The 22,515-nt window shown below is 33.5% G+C and carries 15 protein-coding genes, 1 pseudogene and 1 riboswitch; of the genes and pseudogenes, 15 read left to right on the top strand and 1 reads right to left on the bottom strand.

Annotation, left to right across the window (positions count from 1 at the left end):
- The first annotated feature begins 2 nt into the window (after window positions 1–2).
- Window positions 3–2,138: a Tex family protein gene (locus tag CLOLE_RS08240; protein WP_013656639.1), complete on the top strand. Its 2,136-nt coding sequence runs from the start codon at window positions 3–5 to the stop codon at window positions 2,136–2,138.
- 53 nt (window positions 2,139–2,191) lie between these two features.
- A riboswitch (FMN riboswitch) is annotated at window positions 2,192–2,314 on the top strand.
- A gap of 110 nt (window positions 2,315–2,424) precedes the next feature.
- Complete coding sequence (locus CLOLE_RS08245; protein WP_013656640.1) at window positions 2,425–3,051, top strand: ECF transporter S component; 627 nt, start codon at window positions 2,425–2,427, stop codon at window positions 3,049–3,051.
- A 114-nt stretch (window positions 3,052–3,165) separates the two neighbouring features.
- Here CLOLE_RS08245 and CLOLE_RS22405 read toward each other — a convergent pair.
- Window positions 3,166–4,585, bottom strand: a pseudogene (locus tag CLOLE_RS22405) (IS3 family transposase).
- A gap of 193 nt (window positions 4,586–4,778) precedes the next feature.
- Between CLOLE_RS22405 and tsaE the strand changes: the two are divergent.
- The 13 genes from tsaE (at window position 4,779) to CLOLE_RS08320 (ending at window position 22,338) form a co-directional block, all read left to right on the top strand.
- Entirely contained in the window at window positions 4,779–5,198 is a 420-nt protein-coding gene (gene tsaE, locus CLOLE_RS08260) for a tRNA (adenosine(37)-N6)-threonylcarbamoyltransferase complex ATPase subunit type 1 TsaE (protein ID WP_013656642.1), read from the top strand.
- A 7-nt stretch (window positions 5,199–5,205) separates the two neighbouring features.
- Window positions 5,206–5,916 (top strand): tRNA (adenosine(37)-N6)-threonylcarbamoyltransferase complex dimerization subunit type 1 TsaB, encoded by a 711-nt coding sequence (gene tsaB, locus CLOLE_RS08265; RefSeq protein WP_013656643.1) that lies wholly within the window; start codon window positions 5,206–5,208, stop codon window positions 5,914–5,916.
- Window positions 5,897–6,340, top strand: a complete 444-nt coding sequence (gene rimI, locus CLOLE_RS08270) for a ribosomal protein S18-alanine N-acetyltransferase (protein WP_013656644.1) — start codon at window positions 5,897–5,899, stop codon at window positions 6,338–6,340. Before tsaB ends, rimI begins: the two co-directional genes overlap by 20 nt.
- A 213-nt stretch (window positions 6,341–6,553) precedes the next feature.
- Window positions 6,554–8,764, top strand: coding sequence for a copper amine oxidase N-terminal domain-containing protein (locus CLOLE_RS08275; RefSeq protein WP_013656645.1), 2,211 nt, complete (start codon window positions 6,554–6,556; stop codon window positions 8,762–8,764).
- Window positions 8,765–8,916: 152 nt separating this feature from the next.
- Window positions 8,917–11,256 (top strand): ATP-binding protein, encoded by a 2,340-nt coding sequence (locus tag CLOLE_RS08280; RefSeq protein ID WP_050794674.1) that lies wholly within the window; start codon window positions 8,917–8,919, stop codon window positions 11,254–11,256.
- 173 nt (window positions 11,257–11,429) lie between these two features.
- Window positions 11,430–13,133, top strand: coding sequence for a GGDEF domain-containing phosphodiesterase (locus CLOLE_RS08285; RefSeq protein ID WP_013656647.1), 1,704 nt, complete (start codon window positions 11,430–11,432; stop codon window positions 13,131–13,133).
- Window positions 13,134–13,249: 116 nt separating this feature from the next.
- A complete protein-coding gene (gene rho / locus CLOLE_RS08290) occupies window positions 13,250–14,617 on the top strand; it encodes a transcription termination factor Rho (protein ID WP_013656648.1) in 1,368 nt (455 codons plus the stop codon).
- Window positions 14,618–14,743: 126 nt separating this feature from the next.
- Entirely contained in the window at window positions 14,744–14,944 is a 201-nt protein-coding gene (gene rpmE, locus CLOLE_RS08295; RefSeq protein ID WP_013656649.1) for a 50S ribosomal protein L31, read from the top strand.
- 250 nt (window positions 14,945–15,194) lie between these two features.
- The gene (locus CLOLE_RS08300) at window positions 15,195–16,118 is read left to right on the top strand and encodes a DUF1385 domain-containing protein (protein WP_013656650.1); all 924 of its coding nucleotides are present in this window, start codon (window positions 15,195–15,197) and stop codon (window positions 16,116–16,118) included.
- Window positions 16,105–16,977, top strand: coding sequence for a peptide chain release factor N(5)-glutamine methyltransferase (gene prmC / locus CLOLE_RS08305; protein WP_013656651.1), 873 nt, complete (start codon window positions 16,105–16,107; stop codon window positions 16,975–16,977). Before CLOLE_RS08300 ends, prmC begins: the two co-directional genes overlap by 14 nt.
- 56 nt (window positions 16,978–17,033) lie before the next feature.
- Window positions 17,034–18,107 carry a peptide chain release factor 1 gene (gene prfA, locus CLOLE_RS08310; RefSeq protein WP_013656652.1) on the top strand — a complete coding sequence of 358 codons (1,074 nt, stop codon included), beginning with the start codon at window positions 17,034–17,036 and terminating at the stop codon, window positions 18,105–18,107.
- Window positions 18,108–18,321: 214 nt separating this feature from the next.
- Window positions 18,322–20,826, top strand: coding sequence for a glycosyl hydrolase (locus CLOLE_RS22410; protein ID WP_013656653.1), 2,505 nt, complete (start codon window positions 18,322–18,324; stop codon window positions 20,824–20,826).
- 204 nt (window positions 20,827–21,030) lie between these two features.
- Window positions 21,031–22,338 carry a hemolysin family protein gene (locus CLOLE_RS08320; protein ID WP_013656654.1) on the top strand — a complete coding sequence of 436 codons (1,308 nt, stop codon included), beginning with the start codon at window positions 21,031–21,033 and terminating at the stop codon, window positions 22,336–22,338.
- Window positions 22,339–22,515 lie beyond the last annotated feature (177 nt).

Below are 22,515 nucleotides of genomic sequence, written 5' to 3' on the forward strand. Positions count from 1 at the left end.
AAATGAACATTGTACAGATTTTGCAAGATGAATTGCAAATTAAGAGAACACAAGTAGAAAATACGATTAAGCTCATTGATGAAGGAAACACAATTCCTTTTATAGCACGATATAGAAAGGAGTTAACAGGGGGACTTAATGATGAGATACTTCGTCAATTTGGAGAACGCTATACCTACTTGCAAAACCTGTTAGCACGTAAAGAGCAAGTACTTAAAAGTATAGAGGAGCAAGGAAAGCTGACAGTAGAATTAAAACAAGCTATCGAAATGGCTACTACAGCTACAGAGGTAGAAGATTTATATTTACCTTATCGTCCGAAGAAACGTACAAGAGCAACAATTGCTAAAGAAAGAGGATTAGAACCTTTAGCAGAATTGATAAAAATGCAACAAGTATCAGATATTGAGACTATAGCAAAAGATTATATAGATGAAGAAAAAGGCGTAGGTGATGTGAAGGCGGCCTTAGAAGGTGCAAAAGACATCTTAGCTGAAGAAATATCTGATCGTGCAGACTTAAGAGGATATATTAGAAAAGCAACTTTTAGCAAAGGTCTTATAGTGACTAAAGCTAAAGATGAAAAAGAACAAACTGTTTATGATATGTACTATGACTATAATGAAAAGTTAAGTAATATGCCAGGACATCGTATCTTAGCTATTAATCGAGGAGAAAAAGAAAAGGTACTGACCGTTAAAATAGAAGCACCAGTAGAAGAAATCATGACTTATTTAGAACGTCAAGTCATTATAAAGGAAAGTACAACGCATCTATTATTAGAAGAAATGCTTCAAGATAGTTATAAGAGACTCATTGCACCAGCAATTGAACGTGATATTAGAAATGAGCTAACAGCAAAAGCAGAAGATGGTGCATTAGAGGTATTTAAGAAAAATCTTTATCAACTTTTAATGCAAGCCCCTATTAAGGGACATCAAGTAATGGGGATAGACCCAGCTTTTAGAACAGGATGTAAAATAGCTGTTGTAGATGAGACGGGAAAGAAACTAGATAAGACAGTTGTATTTCCTACAGCACCTCAAAATAAAACAGAAGAAGCTAAGGTGGTATTAAAGGATTTAATTAAAAAATATAAGGTTGATCTTTTATCTATTGGTAATGGTACTGCTTCTAGAGAAACAGAAAAGTTCGTAGCTGATATGTTACAAGAAATAAATGAAACGATTCATTATGTTATTGTTAATGAAGCAGGCGCATCTGTTTATTCTGCATCAGTTTTAGCAACTGAGGAGTTTCCTAATGATGATGTAGGCGTAAGAAGTGCAGTATCTATTGCTAGAAGACTTCAAGACCCATTAGCTGAACTCGTTAAGATTGATCCTAAAGCAATAGGTGTGGGTCAATACCAACATGATATGAATCAAAAACGTCTAGAGGAGTCCTTAGGTGGCGTAGTAGAAAGTGCAGTAAATGAAGTAGGTGTGGATATTAATACAGCTTCAGCTTCCTTATTGCAATATGTAGCAGGCATTAAGAAAACTGTTTCACAGAATATTATTGCTTATAGAGAAGAAGTAGGAGCTTTTAAAAGCCGTAGTGAGATTAAGAAAGTAAAAGGGCTAGGTCCTAAAGTGTTTGAACAATGTGCAGGTTTCCTTCGTATTACTAATGGAAAAAACTTTTTAGATGCTACAGGAGTTCATCCAGAATCTTATGCAGTGGCAGAGGAATTACTTAAAGTAGTTGGATATGGAAAAGATGAATTAAAAGCCAGAAATTTTAAAAATCTACATGAGAAAGTTGGTAATATTGAAATTTTAGCAGAGCAATTAGGTACAGGTGTACCTACGCTACAAGATATTATTAAAGAATTAGAAAAGCCTGGACGTGATCCTCGCGAAGATATGCCAAAACCTATTCTTCATAGTGAAATCTTAGAAATCAAGGATTTAAAGGAAGGTATGAAGTTAAAAGGAACAGTACGTAATATTGTAGATTTTGGTGCATTTATTGATATTGGTGTGCATCAAGATGGTTTAGTGCATATTTCTCAAATGAGTAATAAATTTATCAAACATCCTTTAGAAGTGGTTAAAGTAGGAGATATTGTCGAGGTATCTATTTTATCTGTAGACACTATTAAAAATAAAATTGCATTAAGCATGAAATCCTAACTTGTAAAAACAAAAAAGTATGTTAATATTTATGCAAGTAAATAAAAGGTAACACAATTCTTCGGGGCAGGGTGAAATTCCCTACCGGCGGTGATAGTCCGCGACTGCATCTTATGGTGCACTGACTTGGTGAAATTCCAAGACCGACAGTAAAGTCTGGATGGTAGAAGAGTTATAAGATCTACCTATTAAAGTGTATTTTAATGGTAAGAATTATAGCAACCCAAAAGAAGAATGGGTTGCTTTTTTATTGCTAAAACTACATAGTATTAGGAGGCATATCAATATGCAAAATGAAAAGAAACTATTTACCACACAAAATATGATGAGGATGGCACTATTATCAGTTATAGCAGTGCTGTTAATGCAATTTGGTGCACTTAAGCTCCCTATGATTTTCCCTAGTTTTTTAGAACTAGATTTTAGTGAAGTGCCAGCCATTATTGGGGTATTAACGATTCATCCATTAGCAGGTTTCGTTATTGTTATCTTAAAAAATATTTTGAAAGTAGTCCTTTTCCAAACTAATACGGCTTATGCAGGAGAATTAGCTAATATGGTTGTGTCTTTAGGCTACATTTTACCTCTTTCATTGATGGTTATGAAAAAAAGGGATTTCAAGACCATTACTATAGGTATTTGTGTAGGAATCATTGGCTTGACTTTAGCAGGTGCTATAGTGAATTATTTTATTACAGTTCCTATGTATGCAAAGTTATTTATGCCAATGGATGCTATTATTGGTATGGGAAATGCTATTTATTCAGGTATAGTAGATAAAGGAACTCTTATTCTTTATTCTTTTATTCCTTTTAACTTACTAAAAGGTAGTGTTGTATCTGTTGTAAGTATTATTATTGTAAAAGGCTTACAACCTGTTATTAAGCATTTCGGTTATCATATACGCGGATAGTCATTGAGTTAAAGAATACAGACATGAAAAGAAGCTACACGAAGAGATTGATGTGACCCCAAAAAGTTAGACTTTTATTGCGTAACAGATTTTTGATAAGTCTGTTACGCATTTTTATGCTGCTAAGAGGCTAATTCTGTATTGCACAGGACTGAGCCAGTCTAGTTTTTGCTTTATTCTTTTTTCATTGTAATACTTTATATATCGTTCTATTGCTGATTTTAATTCCTCATAACTATAATACACAACACCATAATAGATTTCTTGTTTCAGCAAACCAAAAAAATTCTCCATTACTGAATTATCATGACAGTTTCCTTTTCTTGACATGCTTTGAAATATTTTTTCTTCTTTCAGTCTGTTTGAATAGGCTTTCATTTGATAAGCCCACCCTTGATCTGAATGAAAAGTTCTACGATATGGACAATCAGAAGTAATCTCTATTGCTTTTTCTAAAGCCTTCATAACATTCTGAGCCGATGGTTGTCTACCCATTTCAAAGCTCATTATTTCACCACTACACATATCCATAAAGGGATCTAAATAAAGCTTATGCGTAGTCATATGACCCTTATTATCAATCTCATAATATTTAAATTCTGTTGTGTCAGTTGTTATCTTCTGATGAGGTATATTCATGTTAAAACGTCTTCTAATTCTATTTGGTGCGACAGTTCCAACTTTACCTTTGTAGGAACTGTATTTTCGACTTTTTCTAGTAAATGATGTAACCTGAAGGTTGAACTTCTGCATAATTCTTTGAACCTTCTTCTTATTTACTATATATCCTTGATTCCGAAGTTCTCCACACATTCTTCTATATCCATAGTTCTTATTATTTTTATGTATTTCTAAAATCTTATCCTCAATTTCTTTGTTTGGATTTTCTTTATTAAAACGCTTTTGCCAATACATATATGTAGCCTTAGGCATTTGACTGTACGAGAGAAGGTCTTTTAGTTTGAATTGTCTTCGGAGACTGTTGATGACCCTAGCAAGTCTCTCGTTTTTGCTTCGTCCTCTAAACGCAGTCTCCTCAGTTCTTTTAAAAAGGCATTCTCTATTCTAAGTTTAAGTAATTCATCTTCTAATTCTCGTACATGTTCCATGCTCGTATCTACTGTAAAATCTTTTGTAAGTTGCGTGACATCTTTTGAGTTAGTCTTTTCCAATGTTTTTCTCCGACCTTTCTTATGAGGTCTTAGAGCATCAAGACCTGCCACTTGGAATCTATTTACCCAGTTACAAATCAATGCTGGGTTATTAATTCCTTCTTGAATAGCTAATTCTTGATACGAAACCTCACTTGTTAAATATAATTCTACAACATGAAGTTTATAATCAAAAGAGTAATATTCTTTTTTCTTGAACGCATTAATCCTGCATCTCCGAATTCCTTGTATGCATTAATCCATTTGCGTAATTGTGAAGTAGAGCCTAATCCATACTTTGTTGAAAGATAAGGTGTTCCACCTTCACCGTTTAGGTATTCTAAAACCACTTTCTTTTTAAACTCAAAACTATGTTTTGTCATAAAAATACCGACCTCCCAATCGTTAGATTTTTGGTCTAACTTTTGGGGGTCGGTACAGATTTAATCTTCTGGTATGGCTTCTTTTTATATTTCTCTTATCATTTATTAGTTAATATTTCTTGCTGGGTGTTGAAAGTTTAAGTAAGCCGTATTAAAATGATGAAGTGTGACACGTTGAGAGAGGAAAAAAATCATGACAGTTTATGAAAGTAATAGTGAAAAACAAACCTTTGATATTGGTTATGAATTAGCAGCAGCAAGTAAAAAGGGAGCAATTTATTGTTTAATAGGAGATTTGGGTGTAGGTAAAACTGTTTTTTCAAAAGGCTTCGCAGAAGGATTAGGTATTACAGAACCCATTACAAGCCCTACTTTTACTATTGTACAAGTTTATGATGGAGAAAAACCACTCTATCATTTTGATATGTACCGTATAGAAGATCCAGATGAACTTGAAATGATAGGATATGAGGATTACTTCTATGGACAAGGAGTATGTTTAGTGGAATGGGCTAATAATGTATCTGATGTCATTCCTAAAGAAGCTATTTGGATTGATATAGAGAAAGACTTAGAAAAAGGTTTTGATTATAGAAAAATAACAATAAGGTAGGTGGCGTATGAATTTGTTAGCAATAGATGCATCAGGCATAGCAGGAAGTGTTGCTTATATTAAAGAAGATCGTTTAGTAGGGGAGTACTATATTTGTGATAAATTGACTCATTCACAAACAATCATGCCTATGCTAGAGCATATGAGAACATTACTTGAGATAGATTTAGAGACTTTAGATGCTGTTGCTGTAACAAGTGGCCCAGGATCATTTACCGGATTGAGAATAGGCGTGACAACTGCAAAAGCACTAGCGTTGGCTTTGGATTTACCTATTATAGGAATACCAACCCTAGATGTTATAGCACATAATATGACACATACCCAGCATCTTATCTGTCCTATTATGGATGCTAGACGAAATCAAGTTTATACAGCCTTGTATAAGTGGGAAGCAGAGGAACTTATAAAACTTACTGAGTATAAGGCTTGTGATATGGATGAACATTTAGAAGAACTGAAGCAAAAAATGGACAAAATCATTTTCTTGGGTGATGGTGTTGATACTTATGCTCAGAAAATCAAAGAAGTTCTAGGTGAAAGAGCACTTTTTGCACCTACATTTTTAAATCTACAACATGCAAGTACTCTAGCAGAAGTAGCTGGGACGTATTTTAAAAAGGGTGAAGTAGTAGATGCTTCAGAATTTGTTCCTATGTACTTACGTAAATCTCAAGCCGAAAGAGAGAAAGAAGAACGTGAAAAACGTAAATGTTAGAAAGATGACTATAGAGGATGTTAAAGCTATTTACGATTTATCAAAGGCGTGTTTTAGTATACCTTGGTCATTCGAAGCACTGACAAAAGAATTAAGTAATCCTTTAGCTGAATATCAGGTAGCAGAAATAGATGGGCAGATTATAGGTTATGGTGGTCTATGGTGTGTTATGGATGAAGGCGAAATAACTAATATTGCAGTAGATGGTGATTATCGAAGGCAAGGTATAGGGGAAGCTATTTTAGAAGCATTATTGCAAATAGCTAAGCAAAAAAGGCTGACAATAGTACATCTAGAAGCAAGGGTCAGTAATGTGGCTGCTAAAGGATTATATGAAAAGTTTGGATTTCATCAAATCGCTATAAGAAAAAATTATTATCAGCAACCTATTGAAGATGCCATTATTATGCAATATAAATTTTAAAGGGAAATATCATTTCTTACATTAAACATCAAGGAATGATACTTCCCTTTTTATTTGTCTTTATTGTATTACAGATAGATTACAGTTTCACAACAGACAAGCATAAAAATTAAAAAGTTAATGATTTATGCTATAATGAATAAAGTCCAAAATAATATGCGAAAGAAAACAAGAAGGTTACAAGATAAAAACTAGAAAATAAAGGAGTTTGCTATGAAAAGAAAGTTAAATTGTTTAATAGTTGCAGTAAGCTTATTGTTAAGTAACAATGTAGTATGGGGAGCAGAAACGACTATAACAGTTCCACAAACGGTTACTGCAACTGAAAATACTAATGAAGAAAATCAGTTAGAAGTATTAACAGAACAGGAAATAACACCAGAACAAGAAGCTAGTCCACAGCCTACTGAAGAACCTAGCTTACCAAGTGAAGAACCAGAACAACCAAGTTACATTAAAGGTGATCAGATTATACTTACTTTAGATAAGAATACTGCTACTGTAAATGGCAATCCATATACTTTAAACACCGCACCTATTGCTATAGAAGGAAGGACTTATTTGCCGCTTAGATTTATTGTAGATCAAGTACTACAAGCAGAGCTTAAATGGGAGCCGGAAAAGGGAACCATTACAGTAACCAAAGAAGGCAAAGAAATTGTGGTGACGATTGGTCAAACTACTGCTCTGGTAGATGGGGTAGCTGTTAATCTAGATGCACCACCTATCGTAAAAAATGGTTCAACTTTATTGCCACTTAGATTTATGAGTGATCATTTTAATATAAGTATTACCTATGATAAAGCCACTAAAATGATTACATTAACTGGACCAGACAAAGGGCCTAATACAAAACCTATAGCAGGCTTTACCTTTTCAAAGCCTAGCTATGTAGCAGGCCAAGTTGTAAGTGCTACAAGTACTAGTTATGATCCCGATGGGCATAAATTAGTAGATAAATTATGGAGTGTAGTAGGAGAAAAAACACTAACCAATAAAGAATTAAGTAATATGTTTAAGACACCTAGAGCTGGTGTTTATACTATAGGCCTTCAAGTGCAAGATCAATATGGGCTTTGGAGTGATTGGACTTATCAAGAAATTACTATTTTACCTAATGAAGCCCCAGTTATTACCTATTTAGGTACAGAAAAAAAAGAGTATGCACAAGGTGAAGATATTAGGTATCAGTTCTTTTATAACAATGAGGATTGGGAAGCTATTACAAATCAAAAATGGACTTATCGTAAAGAAGGTGAACCTGTATCAAAAGCTATTTTAGGTAAGCCAGATGCTTTGTTTACAGAAGGAACTTACATTATTAGTCTCCAATTAGATGATGCTTATGGTAATAGAAGTGAATTAGTAGAAACAAGTGTACATATTACAGATGAAGTAGTTAAGAAGGAATTAGCTTTTCGTTTTACAGAGGGACATGTAGGAGATATTATTGATAATTACCAAGGATTTAATTATCGTGATTATAAAGATATAGAGGTGTTAAATAAAACAACCGTACCCGGTACCATGTTAATGAGTGACTCGCCTGAGGTCGTATCTAGAGAAGGTATTCTTTATAGAGATAGCATAAAAGGGGCAGGTAGAATATTATTACATCATATTAATAATTTTAGTGAAATGAGTACTATGGGTGGTAATAAACGCCTTGTTATAGTGGCTGAAAATAAAACAGCTGTACCTGTTACAGTTAATTTAAGTAATAAAACGATTAGAGGACCTGTAAATGATATTTTATATTTAGGTCAAAAGATGTTAAATGATTATTTGACAGGAAGTGGTACAGAAACAATAACATTAGCTCCAGGCGAAAAGCAATATATTTATGATTCAGGTACAAAATGGATTAAAGGAAGTTGTATATCTGGGCTAATGGATGTTAACACAACAGGAGATGTTACTTTTACTATTGCTTCAGTATCAGCATGGAGTACTCTTAGTAGTATGGATGGAATGGAACTTTTTTTGAAGGAAGTACATCCTAGAGGAACCTTTGACACAACTGGGATTAACTATTCGATAGTATTAGACGGAAGTATACCAGAAAAGCTGCTCATTGGGACAGGAGAAGAAGAATGGGTAAAAGGTTATGATGCTCTATCTAATGAACCTGCTCAAAACAAGGGAAATTTTGGGGTGTCTTATTATATTACTATTACGGCTAAAGAAGATACAGGTATTATCCTTAATCCGAGAGCAGATATGTTTAGAGGCGCTATAGAGTGGCAGAATATGGGTGTCTATAATATACCAACGGTAGGTAATATCTATAGTAATACAGCAAAAGCAGTTTCGTTAGGAACAATTAAGGCAGGAGAAACTAAAACGATTGAGTATATGTTACCAAATGGTTCTTCCGCACCAGTACTTTTAGGATTTATACCAGCAAGTTACTGGGATAACTAGTTAGAGCAAATAAATAAGCAGCTTAGAAAATAGAGGGGATATCCCCTCTGTTTTTGGTTAATTGTCAAATTTAAAGAAAAAAAATAAAATAATGTAATAATTGCGAAATAATATAGGCCCCAATGAATATAGTAATAGCAGGGGGGGATTATATGAACAGCAGTAAAGAGCTAAAGTGGCATGAACTAAAACGTTTATACCAACCTTCTGATTTTTCTTTTCTTACAACAGATGAAGTTAAACCTTGTGAGACGGTTATTGGTCAGGAAAATGCCCTGCAGATGATTCAAAAAGCACTTCAGATTGAAGCTAAGGGATTTAATCTTTATATTTGTGGTATAGATAGTGAGGAAAAAGAACGAGCAATTAAAGAGGAGCTTCAAAAAGTAGCTAAGCAAAAAAGTATCCCTCTTGCTATGGGGTATGTTCATAATTTTTCTAATCCAGAGGAGCCTTGTTTAATTGAACTCAAAGCTGAGGTAGCATGGCAATTAAAAGATGATATACAAGAAATGATAGCTTTTATTATCGAAGAACTACCTAAAAAGCTTAAAACTCCTGAAATTGAGAAAAAAAGAGAAATTTTAGTAGATGCATTTGAAAAGTATAAAAGTGAGCAAATGATGGCATTGAATGAACTAGCTGATAGCCATTATATGTTGGTAAAGACTACTAATGAAGGGATCTATTTTACGCCTAAAGATGAAGAAGGAAAGGCTATTTCAAAAAGTGAGTATAGTAATTTATCGATAGAAGAAAAAGAACAAATTCAAGCTAAACTAGAAAAACTTTATGAAGCGGCTGAATCTATCAATAAGAATATTGAAGAAGAAGAAGAAAAATATCTGCAACTTTTTAAAGATATTAATCAAGAAATTGTATTACAAGAGATAGGAAGATTAATTAAATATTTACAAGAGAGGTATGGGGATACTCCAAAGCTCATAAGTTATTTTAATGGAATTGCCGAAGACTTACTAGGACATCTGGAATTAATAAGTGGTACAGAGGAAGAAGAGAAAGATAGCCTTAAAGAAATGTTTCCTTGGCTGGGGGGGAATGGGATAGATAAATTAACAAAGAAGTATGTGTTTAACCTAATTGTCTCTCAAGAGAATATAAATGGTGCTCCTGTAATTGTAGATGATGAGTGGCCACACCTTAACCTAACAGGACGCTTGCTATTTGATACAGAGCTTAACACAGTTCATAGTGATTTTTCGCAAATAAGAGCAGGTCTACTTCACTATGCTAACGGAGGTTATTTAGTTTTGCATATGCAAAGGTTAGTTGAGAATCCTAACATGTGGATTAGCTTAAAAAGAGCATTAAAAACAGAGAAGATACGTGTGGAAGGAAATGAAGAGTTAAATATTGCATTATCCAATCCTATAAGACCTGAGGCTACCTGGGCTAATGTTAAGGTTGTTTTATTAGGAAGTGAAGAACTTTATCATATGCTATATGAGGCGGATGATGATTTTAAAAAGTTGTTTAAAGTGCATGCTTATTTTGAATCAGAATTATCTAGTGATATAGAAACTATTAAAAAATTAGCAGGCGCCATTAGCTATGTATGTAGAAAAGAACACTTACCAAAAGTAACGATTGAAGGAATACTCAAACTTGTAGAATATGGAAATAGACAGCAGGAAACTATAACTAAGTTACCAAGTGACATTGATAGTTTAGTGGATATCTTAAGAGAGGCAACCCTATATGCGCAAGAAGCTATTGATGATAAGTGTATACAAATGGCACTAAAAAGTCACAATAATTATTCTCTAAAAATACAAGAAAAAATAGATGAACAATTTAAAGATGAGTCGTATTTAATTACTACAGAAGGAGAACGAATAGGTCAAGTCAATGGTTTGGCAGTTTATCATGTACTAAAATATAGCTTTGGGAGGCCGATCAAGATTACAGTAACCACTTATAGAGGAAAGCAAGGTATTGTAGATATAGAAAAGCAAGCTGAATTAAGTGGTGCTATTCATACCAAAGGCATTCATATTATAACAGGTTTTTTGGGGTATGAATTTGCTCAAGATATTCCCCTATCTTTAAGTTGTAATATTTGCTTTGAGCAGAGTTATGGACAGATAGATGGCGATAGTGCATCAAGTGCGGAATTATATGGTGTATTATCAAGTTTAGCAGAACTTCCTATTAAGCAAAGTTTAGCAACTACAGGTTCTATTAATCAATTTGGAGAGATACAGCCTATTGGTGGCGTTAATGAAAAAATAGAGGGATTTTTTAAGGTGTGTCAGCAAAGAGGCCTAAAGGGAAATGAGGGAGTCATTATTCCAAAACAAAATATTAAGGATTTACTATTAAAAGAAGAAATTATAGAAGCTGTTCACAAAGGAGAATTTCATATTTATCCCATTAGCCATGTGTGGGAGGGAATGGAACTAATGACTGATAAAGAGAAGCAAGAAATTATTACTTTAGTAAAAAATAAATTAAAAAAATTTAATAATTAATAAAGATTTGATGAGTAATAAAAGAGGGTTGTAAATATAACTACAACACCTCTTTTATTAATTGTTAAATTTTTAGTTAAAGCATTATAAAAACTATTCCATTAATGTAAAACATGATATAATTATTTAAAATATTATAAGGGTAAAGTTGGTATTGTACAGCGAGGTGAAGTATGGGGCAGACACAAGAAGTTAATAAAGCTGTTTTAGCAAAAATATTAGAAAAAGTTATTGGAGAAATTGAAGATTGGGTTATTATTGGAGATAAATATGGTAAGATTATTTATGCCAATCAAACGGTCTATTTGGCATGCAATAGTGATAAGGATAAAGTATTAGGTGATGATATGTGTATGTTTGTAGGTGTAGATTTATCCGACGATGTAACTTTACAACATATACAAAACTTTATATATAACGGGGAACGCTTCGAGTTTGTCACCAATCGATTCGTAAAAGGAAATAAACGGATCTATCTCGCAAATACCTTAACGACTATTTGGGATGAAAAGGGACTAGAATATTATGTTTGTTTATCAAAAGACATTACTAATACAGAGCAGTTAAAGGAAGAGGTATATAAGGCAAATTATTTTGACCCCTTAACACATTATCCTAATCAAAAAGTTTTTATTGAAAGTACGTTGAAACAAGTGAAAAAGTCAAAAAGTAATCATACACAATTCGCAGTTATCATTATTGACATTAAAGGGGTAGGCGAAATTAATAATGTATATGGGATGAATATTGGTGATCGCATTATAAAAGAGGTAGGAAAACGTATTAAAGAACATCTTAATAATCATCAAGAAATCTTTAAATATAGTGGTAATAGCTTTGCCATTATCCAACAAGAGATTAGCAGTGAGCAGCAAGTGGCGGAATTTCTTCAACTATTACAAGTAGCTATGGAAGAGCCTATCAAGATTCATAACAGCTCCATGTACGTTGAATTTAGAGCAGGAGTATCTCTTTATACAGATAGTTCACTATTAGGTTATCAAGTTATTGAACAAGCACAAATTGCTTTAGCTAAAGCTAAAAAGGAATTAGGTTATACAACATATACCTTTTATACAAAAGGAATACAGGAAGAAGTAAAGAACAGCTTTTTCTTTGAAAAGGAACTTCAATTAGCAGTACAAAATGATGAGTTTATAGTTTATTATCAGCCTTTTGTAGAATTAGCTAGTGAAAACTTAGTAGGTATGGAGGCACTGCTTAGAAGAAAAAAAAGAAATGGGGAGATCGTTTCTCCAGCTAGCTTTATCGGTGCTTTAGAGAAGATGAACTTGATTGAAAAAGTAGGGATGAAAGTATTAGATAAAGTATGTCATCAGTTAAAGGAATGGATTGAACGCGGCTATAATGTTGTTCCCGTATCTGTTAATTTATCAGCGCTACAATTTAAAAATCCTCATTTAGCTAAAAATATTAAAAAGGTTTTAGAAAGCTATGGTATTCCACCACGATATATTGTATTAGAAATTACAGAGACGATGGTTATGGAGGATATTGGGATTGCTCAATTGATTATTGAAGAACTTAAAAACTATGGGTTCGCTATTTCTATTGATGATTTTGGCACAGGATATGCTTCGATTGGATATTTAAAAAAGTTTATGTTTGACCATTTAAAAATTGATATTTCTTTTATTAGAGAAATAGTAGAAAATGCCGAGGATAGAGCAATTGTAGAAGCTATTATTGCGATTGCCAAGACCTTTAATTTACATACCATAGCAGAGGGGATTGAAAGTGAAGAACAACTTTATGTAATGAGTACTTTAGGTTGTGAGATGGGTCAAGGGTTCTTCTGGGATCGTCCTATTACAGCGCAGCAAATAGAAAACAAGTATCTAAAAGTTTGCTTATAGCTTGAGCAAGCTTTTTGTTAATCACTTTTTTCAGGGTGTGCTTGAAAAAAAACCTAGGGATATGATACACTAAGAAGAAAAGTGATAAATAGTTAAATCAAAGGAGTTATTAACGAATGAGTGATTGGGAAGAAATGACCTTAGTTCAGCTTCGAACAAAGGCTAAGGAGCTAGGCATGAAAAATATAAATAAAATGCGCAAAAGTGAGTTAGTGGCTAGCTTAAATAATAATAACTCCTCTTTTGTTGAGCCAGAAGAAGTGATCGTCGAAGAGATTATAGAAGAGCAGATAATACCCACAGAAGAAACAGAAGAAACCATGCTGACTCAAGATAACAATGAGGTTACCCACTTATCAAAAAGTGATCGTATGACAGGAGCAGGTATTTTGGAGATCATGGCAGATGGCTATGGCTTCTTAAGATCTCAAAACTTTATGCGCGGTGAAAATGATATTTATGTTTCAATTTCTCAAATCAGGCGTTTTAATTTAAAAACGGGTGATTGGATAGAAGGAGATATGAGAAAGCCTAAAGAAGGCGAGAAAGCAGGGGCTTTATTGTATGTGCATAAAGTGAATGGAGACAGGCCTGAAAAGGCTAAGTATCGCCCTAACTTTGAAACACTTACACCTGTATTTCCTAAAGAGAGACTTCAATTAGAAGTAGAGTCAGATATTCTATCTACACGTATTATTGATTTAATGGCACCTATAGGAAAAGGGCAAAGAGGGCTTATAGTAGCACCACCTAAAGCAGGTAAAACCGTTTTGCTTAAGCAAATCGCTAATGCGATTACCTACAATCATACAGATGTATCCTTGATTGTACTCCTGATAGATGAGAGGCCGGAAGAGGTAACGGATATTAGGCGTTCTATTCAAGGAAAAGATGTAGAAGTAATTGCGTCTACCTTTGATGAACCACCAGAGCATCATAAACAAGTTATGGAAATGGTATTAGAACGTGCTAAAAGAATGGTGGAGCAAGGAAAAGATTTAGTCATTTTATTAGATAGTATTACACGTATGGCAAGAGCTTATAATTTAACCATTCCACCAAGTGGAAGAACACTTTCAGGTGGACTTGATCCTGCAGCGCTTCATATGCCAAAAAAATTCTTTGGGGCAGCTAGAAAGATTGAAAATGGTGGTAGCTTAACGATTTTGGGCACAGCTTTAGTGGAAACAGGAAGTAAAATGGATGATGTCATTTTCGAAGAGTTTAAAGGAACAGGTAATATGGAACTCGTACTAGATCGTTCTTTATCAGAAAGACGTATTTTTCCTGCTATTGATATCTACAAATCAGGAACACGCCGTGATGATTTACTTTTAACATCTGATGAAATGAATGTGGTTTATAATATTCGTAAAGATTTAAGTCGTAATCATACATCAGAGGTAATGGAGAATCTTATTAATTCTATGCTACGTTATACAAGTAACAAAGAATTTGTAGAACGCATGAAAAAAAGTACGTAAATTTCCGGTGAATTATAGGTAAGCTACTTGCAAACAGATATGGGACATGATATAATACCCATGTTGTCACAAAATTGCTAGAGTTAAAATTAACATAGAACAGTGTCATGAAAGAGGTGAATTTTAGTGAATAAAGAAATCCAACCAAAATATGAAGCAGTAACTGTTACTTGCAACGGTTGTGGGACTGTTATTGAAACACGTTCAACAAAAGAATCTATCAACGTTGAAGTATGTTCAAAATGTCATCCATTCTATACAGGTAAACAAAGAGCAGCAGCAGCTAAAGGTAGAATTGATAAATTCAACAAAAAATTCGGTATGTAAATATCACGATCAAGGGTTGAGAGGATGGTCTCAACCCTTTTTTTCTTTATCCAGCAACTAGTATCCATCATACACTATTTTTTCAGATAAGAGTAAAGGTTACTACGTCTAGGAATAAAGATTTCTGAATTTCAAATCGAAAATGACTATCGGAAATAAGAACTCTGTTTATTTAAAAATCACAGGTATTCATGTATAATAGAGAATGCAATATAAATAGAAAGATATTTTAGGATAAGGAGGTAAGGTGATGGCGAAAGTAAATATTGGTGGTCAAGCTGTATTAGAAGGCGTTATGATGAAAGGAAAAAGCTATTATGCAGTAGCTGTAAGAAAAGCCGACGGTGACATTGTTGTAGATTCTAAAAAATCAACAAGCATTATGGAACGTGTAAAGATTTTTAAATGGCCTCTTTTAAGAGGGGTAGCAGTTTTTATAGAATCCCTTATTTTAGGAGTAAAAACCCTGAACTATTCAGCAGAACTTTATGGTGATGAAGAAGTTGAGGAGACTCCTAGTAAGTTTGAAATATGGTTATCCAATAAATTAGGTGAAAAAGGTGAGAAAATCATCATGGCACTTGTGATGGTGCTTTCTTTTGCACTATCTATTGGATTATTTATGGTATTACCTATGCTTTTAAGTGCATTACTTAAGCGTTTTATTGATATTAGCTTAGTGGTACAAAACTTAATTGAAGGTGCCATTCGTATTACATTATTTTTAGGGTATATGAAACTTGTTAGCAAAATGAGAGATATTAGACGTACCTTTGAATATCATGGAGCAGAGCATAAATGCATTAACTGCTTAGAACAAGATAAAGAACTTAATGTGGAAAATGTAAAAGGTTGTACAAGACTACATAAAAGCTGTGGAACCAGCTTTCTTTTTGTAGTAATGATTGTGAGTATTCTCGTGTATAGTGTTTTTACAACAGAAAGTGTATGGATAAGAACCGTTATTCGTGTTGGCATGTTGCCTGTTATTGCAGGTATTTCTTATGAATTTATTAGATGGGCTAGATTAAAGCCTGAAAATAAATTGGCTAATTTACTAAGTAAGCCAGGTATGTGGCTTCAAAGAGAGTTTACAACAGCTGAACCAGATGATAAACAAATTGAAGTAGCTATTGCAGCTATAGAAGGAGTTTTTAAACATGAGCCTATGTAACCCACAATCTATTTTTGAATGGATGAAGTGGGGCGAGGAAATTCTAGATGAAAAAGGTAGGCCAGATAGTGCTATAGATGCAAAGCTTTTAATGAAATATGTTCTGGCTTTTAATGAAACACAGCTGTTACTAGAAAGGCAAAAGAGGTTAGATGAGGGAATGCAGCAGATTTATAAATCACTTATTGAAAAGCGTAGTAGTGGCATTCCACTTCAACAACTTACTGGTACTCAAGAATTTATGGGATTAGAATTTCAGGTCAATGAGCATGTACTTATTCCTAGACAAGATACTGAGACTTTGATAGAAGAATTATTAGAGCAAAATAAGAATTTTTCTTTTAAGAGAGGAATAGATATAGGTACAGGAAGCGGGTGTATTAGCATAACACTAGCTTATTATATTAAAGAACTAACCATGTGTGCTATTGATATTTCAGAAGAAGCATTAAAGGTAGCCAGACATAATATTCAAAAGCATGATTTAGAAAAGCGTATATATACTTTAAAGAGTGACGTCTTAGAGAATTATGCCGAAGAAGAAAAGGTAGATTTAATTGTCTCTAATCCACCCTATATCTCAAAGGAAGAGGTAGAGACATTAATGATAGAAGTCATAGGTCATGAACCACGTGAGGCTTTAACAGATGAGGGTGATGGTTTGAGTTTTTATAAACGCATATCAAAAGCAGCTAAAAGCTATTTAAAAAAGGGTGGCGTTATTGCTTATGAAATAGGATATAATCAAGGTAAAGCGGTAACAACTATACTCAAAGAAGAAGGTTATAGCGATGTTAAACTCTTACCAGATTTGTCTGGTAATGACCGGGTCATTACAGCAAGATGGTTTATGAATTAATAGATAAATAATTTAAGGATATAAAAAGTAATCAATCAATAAAAAAGAGGTGTACTATGTTTGATCAATTACAAGAATTAGTAGATAAATATCACATCATCGGAGACCAGATTAGTCAACCAGAAGTTATTGCAGATCAAGAGAGATGGCAAAAGCTTATGAAAGAGCATAGTGATTTAAAAGAAATCGTTGAGAAATATGAAGAATATAAAGCAACTTTAGAAGCAATTGATGAAGCACTCATGATGCTAGATGATAACTTAGATGATGATTTTAGAGAACTTGTTAAAGAGGAGCTTGCAGAAAACAAAAAACGTGTAGAGCCTCTTGAAAATGAAATTAAGCTTTTACTTTTACCAAAGGATCCTAATGATGACAAAAATGTCATTATGGAAATCCGTGGTGGTGCTGGTGGTGATGAAGCAGCGCTATTTGCAGCAGAGTTGTATCGTATGTATTGCTATTATGCAGAAAGCCATCGTTGGAAGACAGAACTTATGTCTTTAAATGAAAATGGAATTGGTGGTTTTAAAGAAGTTATTTTCATGGTTAAAGGGCAAGGTGCTTATTCTAAACTAAAATACGAAAGTGGTGTACATCGTGTCCAACGTATCCCTGCAACTGAATCAGGTGGACGTATTCATACTTCAACAGTAACTGTAGCTGTTATGCCAGAAGCAGAAGAACTAGATGTACAATTAGATATGAATGATGTACGTATTGATGTATGTAGAGCTTCAGGAAATGGTGGACAATGCGTTAATACTACAGACTCAGCTGTACGTGCACTTCACGTACCAACAGGACTTATGGTTTACTGCCAAGATGAAAAATCTCAGCTTAAGAATAAAGAAAAAGCACTTAAAATTCTTCGTACAAGACTTTTCGACTTAGAGCAAGCTAAAGCGCATGCTGAAATGGCGGCAGAGAAGAAAAGCTTAGTGGGCACAGGAGACCGTAGTGAACGTATTAGAACGTATAACTTCCCACAAGGACGTGTAACAGACCACCGTGTAGGTTTGACACTTCATAAATTAGAGCAAGTTCTAGATGGTGACTTAGAAGAAATTATCTCTACTTTAACAACAGTAGACCAAACAGATAAATTAAAAGCAGTTACAAATGAATAACTAACAAAAAAGAACATTACTGTTAATAGTAATGTTCTTTTTTGTTGGTATAAGTCTACTTTTACATATTATACAAGTATAAATGACATATGAGACATTTTGCAAGATGGAGCAAAAGAGTTTAGTTATAATGAGAAAAGAAGTATGATATAGGGTCTTTATCTAAATAAAACAAGAAAAATAGCGTATGAGGAAGAAAGAGAGGAGAAAAGTTATGAAAATGAAAAAGTTTTCAATGGCATTAGCTATAATGATGGGGATTAATGGAATAGTACCTCTTTATGCAGCTACAGACGATAAGATTAAATATGAAGCAGAAGAAGCAACGCTTCATAATGTAGGATTAGGGGATAATAGCTACAAAGGTTATTCTGGAGATGGATATGTAGCAGGTATGGATACATCTGATGCCTATATAGAGTTTACTGTTACTGTCCCTAAATCAGGTCGTTATAACTTGTATGTTAACTACTGTGCACCTTATGGTGAGAAACAAGAAACAATTACTGTTAATGGTGGACAATCTTTTAGTGGACTTTTTACATCTAATAATGCATTTGAGCTTATGAATGTGGGAGCCATTAAGTTAAATGCAGGTGAAAATAAAATACGTATTTCTAGATTTTGGGGATGGACACTTTTCGATTACATTGAATTAGAAGAAGCTGGAGCCATTAATATTAATACAGATGTATCAGATGAACTCATTAATCCTAATGCCACAGAAGCTACTAAAAGATTAATGACATATCTGACAAGTATTTATGGTGAAAATATTTTATCCGGTCAATTTGCTTATACCACTAAATATACAGAAATTGATGCGATTTATAATCAAACTAAAAAATATCCTGCTATTATTGGGTTAGATTTTAGCGATTATTCTCCATCGCGAGTTGCTTTAGGATGTAATAAAGGACAGGATACAGAAAAAGCCATTGAGTGGTGGAAGCAAGGAGGATTAGTTACTTTTTGTTGGCATTGGCAATCTCCTATAGGAGCTTCTACAGATGAAGATAAGAAGTGGGGCGGTTTCTATACTAAGAATACAACTTATGATTTAGGTAAAGCAATGTCTAATCATAATTCAGAAGAGTACATAACTCTCATAAGAGATATTGATGCAATTGCGGTAGAACTTAAAAAACTTCAAGAAGCTAATGTACCTATACTTTGGAGACCTTTACACGAAGCATCAGGTGGTTGGTTCTGGTGGGGAGCTGCAGGTGCTGATAATTACAAAGAATTATGGACATTAATGTATGACAGATTAACAAACTACCATGGTATTAATAATTTAATATGGGTTTGGAATGCACAAGATAAAGATTGGTACCCAGGTGATGAATATGTGGATATTATTGGCGAAGATATTTATGCCAATAAGAAAGACTATGATTCACAAAGCAATGGGTTTTTAAAAGCTTATGATTATACAGGAATGAATAAAATTATTACAATGTCTGAAAACGGTGTGCTGATGGATCCTGATACTTTAGTAGCGGATGGTATACCTTGGTTATGGAATTGTACTTGGGGAGGAGAATTTGTTGTGCCTTGGGTAGGATCTTATGATTATACAGAACAATATACAAGTTTAGATATGTTAAAGAAATACTATGATCATAGTTATGTTTTAACAAGAGATGAATTACCAGCTTCTTTATTTGTGAATTCAGATGTCAAAGAAATGAAAGTATCAGTTACTACACCTAGCGCAGGTGATGTCTTTGATTGTAGTACAAGTTATTCACCTATACCATTAGCTGCTACTGTTGAAAATGCTAATACTTATACGGTTGAATTTTTTGTAGATGGTACAAGTATGGGGAAAGGTAATGAAGTAAGTTTCTTACCATCAGGGACAACGACTAATGCAGATGGTTTAGTTGATTATACGATAGTAGCGAAAGTGACAGATTCGGCAGGTAAGACTAAGACATCTGAACCTGTAATCATTCAAGTTAAATTACCTGTAGTAGAAAAGATGACTGTAAATGTAGTGAGTCCACAAAGTGGAGAAGTATTTGATTGTAGTGTATCAGGTACAAGTATTCCATTAAGTGCAGAAGTTAAAAATGAAGAAACGGCAACTATAGCATTTTATGTTGATGATAAGCTTGTAGGAACAGGTAATGATGTAAATTGGGTTCCTACTGATACAGTAAGTTCATCGGAAGAATTAAAAACCTATTATGTTATAGCCAAAGCTACTAATGCTAAGGGTGAAGTTGCAGTTTCAGAAAAAGTAGCTGTTAAAGTAAAATTACCCGTTAAGGAAGTAACACAAACGGTTAAAGTCACACAAAACAAAACTGCGGCCATAGGAAACAGCGTCAATATGAATTTAGAAGTAACCAATACAGGTGATGAAATGGATTTATCACAATTTGAGATTCGTTATTACTTCACAGAGCAAACAGCACTGTCACAAACGATTTGGTGTGATCATAGTGCGCTTCAAATGAATGTATCTCCATGGTATGTTACTTTAAATTCTGATTTAGATAAAAAGGTTGTGGATTTAGGTAATAGCGAATTTTATATTTCTATTAAACCAACAAGCCGTATCCCATTTGTAACCAATGGTAAATTCCTTTTACAAGCTCGTGTAACTAAATCTGACTGGTCAAATTATGATCAAAGTAATGATTTCTCTTATAATAATGGTGTTGCTATATACTATAAGGGAACTTTGATTGAAGGTATGGAACCTTAAAATAGCTAGCATAGGTGTGTTCCTCAACCATTTATGTGAAAGTGTATTAAGCTATATATTAGCTTAATACACTTTTTATATGTTATTCATTTTCAAAAATGAGTATAAAGATTTTGTTAAAAAGTCTAAATTTTATTAAAAAAATGCTTCACTATCTTTGGGATATGCTGTAATATATATGTATTAAAATTTTAGGAGGTAGTTATGGATAGTGACCCGGAGTCCCTTTATATGACTTCACAGTTTATATTAATTGGTATTCTTATTTTATTAAATGCTTTTTTTGCCGCCGCAGAAATGGCCATGGTATCTTTAAATAAGAGCCGTATTAGTTTACAAGCAGAAAAAGGGGATAAAAAAGCAAAGTTATTATTAGATTTAATTGAAGAGCCGACAAAAGTATTATCGACTATTCAAGTGGGAATTACTTTAGCAGGTTTCTTTAGTAGTGCATCAGCTGCTACAGGTATATCAGAAAGTTTAGGAGGCTATTTAACAGGACGTGGTATCTCATATGGAGAAGAAATAGCATTAATAGGTGTGACTATTATTTTGTCATATATCACCTTAGTGCTAGGAGAATTGTTTCCTAAAAAAATTGCATTACAAAATGCAGAGGCAGTTGCCAGATTTACTGTAAGACCTATAGTATTCATGTCTAAAGTAGCAAGGCCTTTTATTAAGTTACTTTCAGGTTCCACTCATTTACTTGTTAAATTAGTTGGTATGGAGCAATCAGAGGATGGAGAAACTCTGTCTAGAGCAGAAATTAGTTCTTTAGTAGAACAAGGACATGCTACAGGTGTTATTAATGAAACAGAAAATAAAATGATAAATAGTATTTTTAAATTAGAAGCTAAGCTAGCGAATGAAGTCATGACACCAAGAACAGAAGTTTACTTAATTAATAGTGAAATGCCACTTGAGAGCTATTTAGACGAATTATTGCAAGAGCGTTATTCGCGTATTCCTGTATATGAAGGTGATATTGATCATATTGTTGGTATCTTGTATATGAAAGATTTAATAATAGAAGCTAAAAAGAGTGGTTTTGAACATATAGATATAAGGAGCATTTTAAGAGAGCCTTATTTTGTTCCAGAAACAAAGCATATTAATAAGTTATTTAAAGAAATGCAGAGAAGTAAAAGACATCTAGCAGTTTTAATTGATGAATACGGCGGTTTTTCAGGTATTGTTTCTATTGAAGACCTAATTGAAGAAGTAATGGGTGATATTGAAGACGAGTATGATGAAGAAGAACCAGTTATTCAGCAAAAAGGAGAAAATACCTACTTAGTATCTGGTATGATAGCTATTAAAGATTTAAATGATAAATTAAATTTAGAAATGGCTTGCGAAAATTATGAAACCTTAAGTGGTCTACTTGTAGATGCATTGGGTTATATTCCAGAAGAAATTCCTAAGGAACCCATTGTTTATGACGGCTTAACTTTTAGAATTCAAGAAATAAAAGAAAAGCGTATAGAAAAGGTCATGATTCAGATGTAGTAAGTGGTATACTTAAACAATCTAGAAAAGCATAAAGCTATTAAAAAGGATTATTAACATAAAAAAAGTCTCTTATTTATAGAGACTTTTTTTTATTGAGTAGAAAAAATGATCTATTGTTAATAAGGAGGCTAAGGAGAAGAGGTTATATCATATTTGGAAATTTATTTAAGTAAA

It is taken from the genome of Cellulosilyticum lentocellum DSM 5427 (assembly GCF_000178835.2).
Taxonomy (GTDB): Bacteria; Bacillota; Clostridia; order Lachnospirales; family Cellulosilyticaceae; genus Cellulosilyticum; species Cellulosilyticum lentocellum.

Excerpts from the sequence above, each read along its gene's own strand:
- CLOLE_RS08240 (WP_013656639.1), top strand. The coding sequence starts at position 3 with ATGAACATTGTACAGATTTTGCAAGATGAATTGCAAATTAAGAGAACA.
- CLOLE_RS08245 (WP_013656640.1), top strand. The coding sequence starts at position 2,425 with ATGCAAAATGAAAAGAAACTATTTACCACACAAAATATGATGAGGATG.
- tsaE (WP_013656642.1), top strand. The coding sequence starts at position 4,779 with ATGACAGTTTATGAAAGTAATAGTGAAAAACAAACCTTTGATATTGGT.
- tsaB (WP_013656643.1), top strand. The coding sequence starts at position 5,206 with ATGAATTTGTTAGCAATAGATGCATCAGGCATAGCAGGAAGTGTTGCT.
- CLOLE_RS08275 (WP_013656645.1), top strand. The coding sequence starts at position 6,554 with ATGAAAAGAAAGTTAAATTGTTTAATAGTTGCAGTAAGCTTATTGTTA.
- CLOLE_RS08280 (WP_050794674.1), top strand. The coding sequence starts at position 8,917 with ATGAACAGCAGTAAAGAGCTAAAGTGGCATGAACTAAAACGTTTATAC.
- CLOLE_RS08285 (WP_013656647.1), top strand. The coding sequence starts at position 11,430 with ATGGGGCAGACACAAGAAGTTAATAAAGCTGTTTTAGCAAAAATATTA.
- rho (WP_013656648.1), top strand. The coding sequence starts at position 13,250 with ATGAGTGATTGGGAAGAAATGACCTTAGTTCAGCTTCGAACAAAGGCT.
- CLOLE_RS08300 (WP_013656650.1), top strand. The coding sequence starts at position 15,195 with ATGGCGAAAGTAAATATTGGTGGTCAAGCTGTATTAGAAGGCGTTATG.
- prmC (WP_013656651.1), top strand. The coding sequence starts at position 16,105 with ATGAGCCTATGTAACCCACAATCTATTTTTGAATGGATGAAGTGGGGC.
- prfA (WP_013656652.1), top strand. The coding sequence starts at position 17,034 with ATGTTTGATCAATTACAAGAATTAGTAGATAAATATCACATCATCGGA.
- CLOLE_RS22410 (WP_013656653.1), top strand. The coding sequence starts at position 18,322 with ATGAAAATGAAAAAGTTTTCAATGGCATTAGCTATAATGATGGGGATT.
- CLOLE_RS08320 (WP_013656654.1), top strand. The coding sequence starts at position 21,031 with ATGGATAGTGACCCGGAGTCCCTTTATATGACTTCACAGTTTATATTA.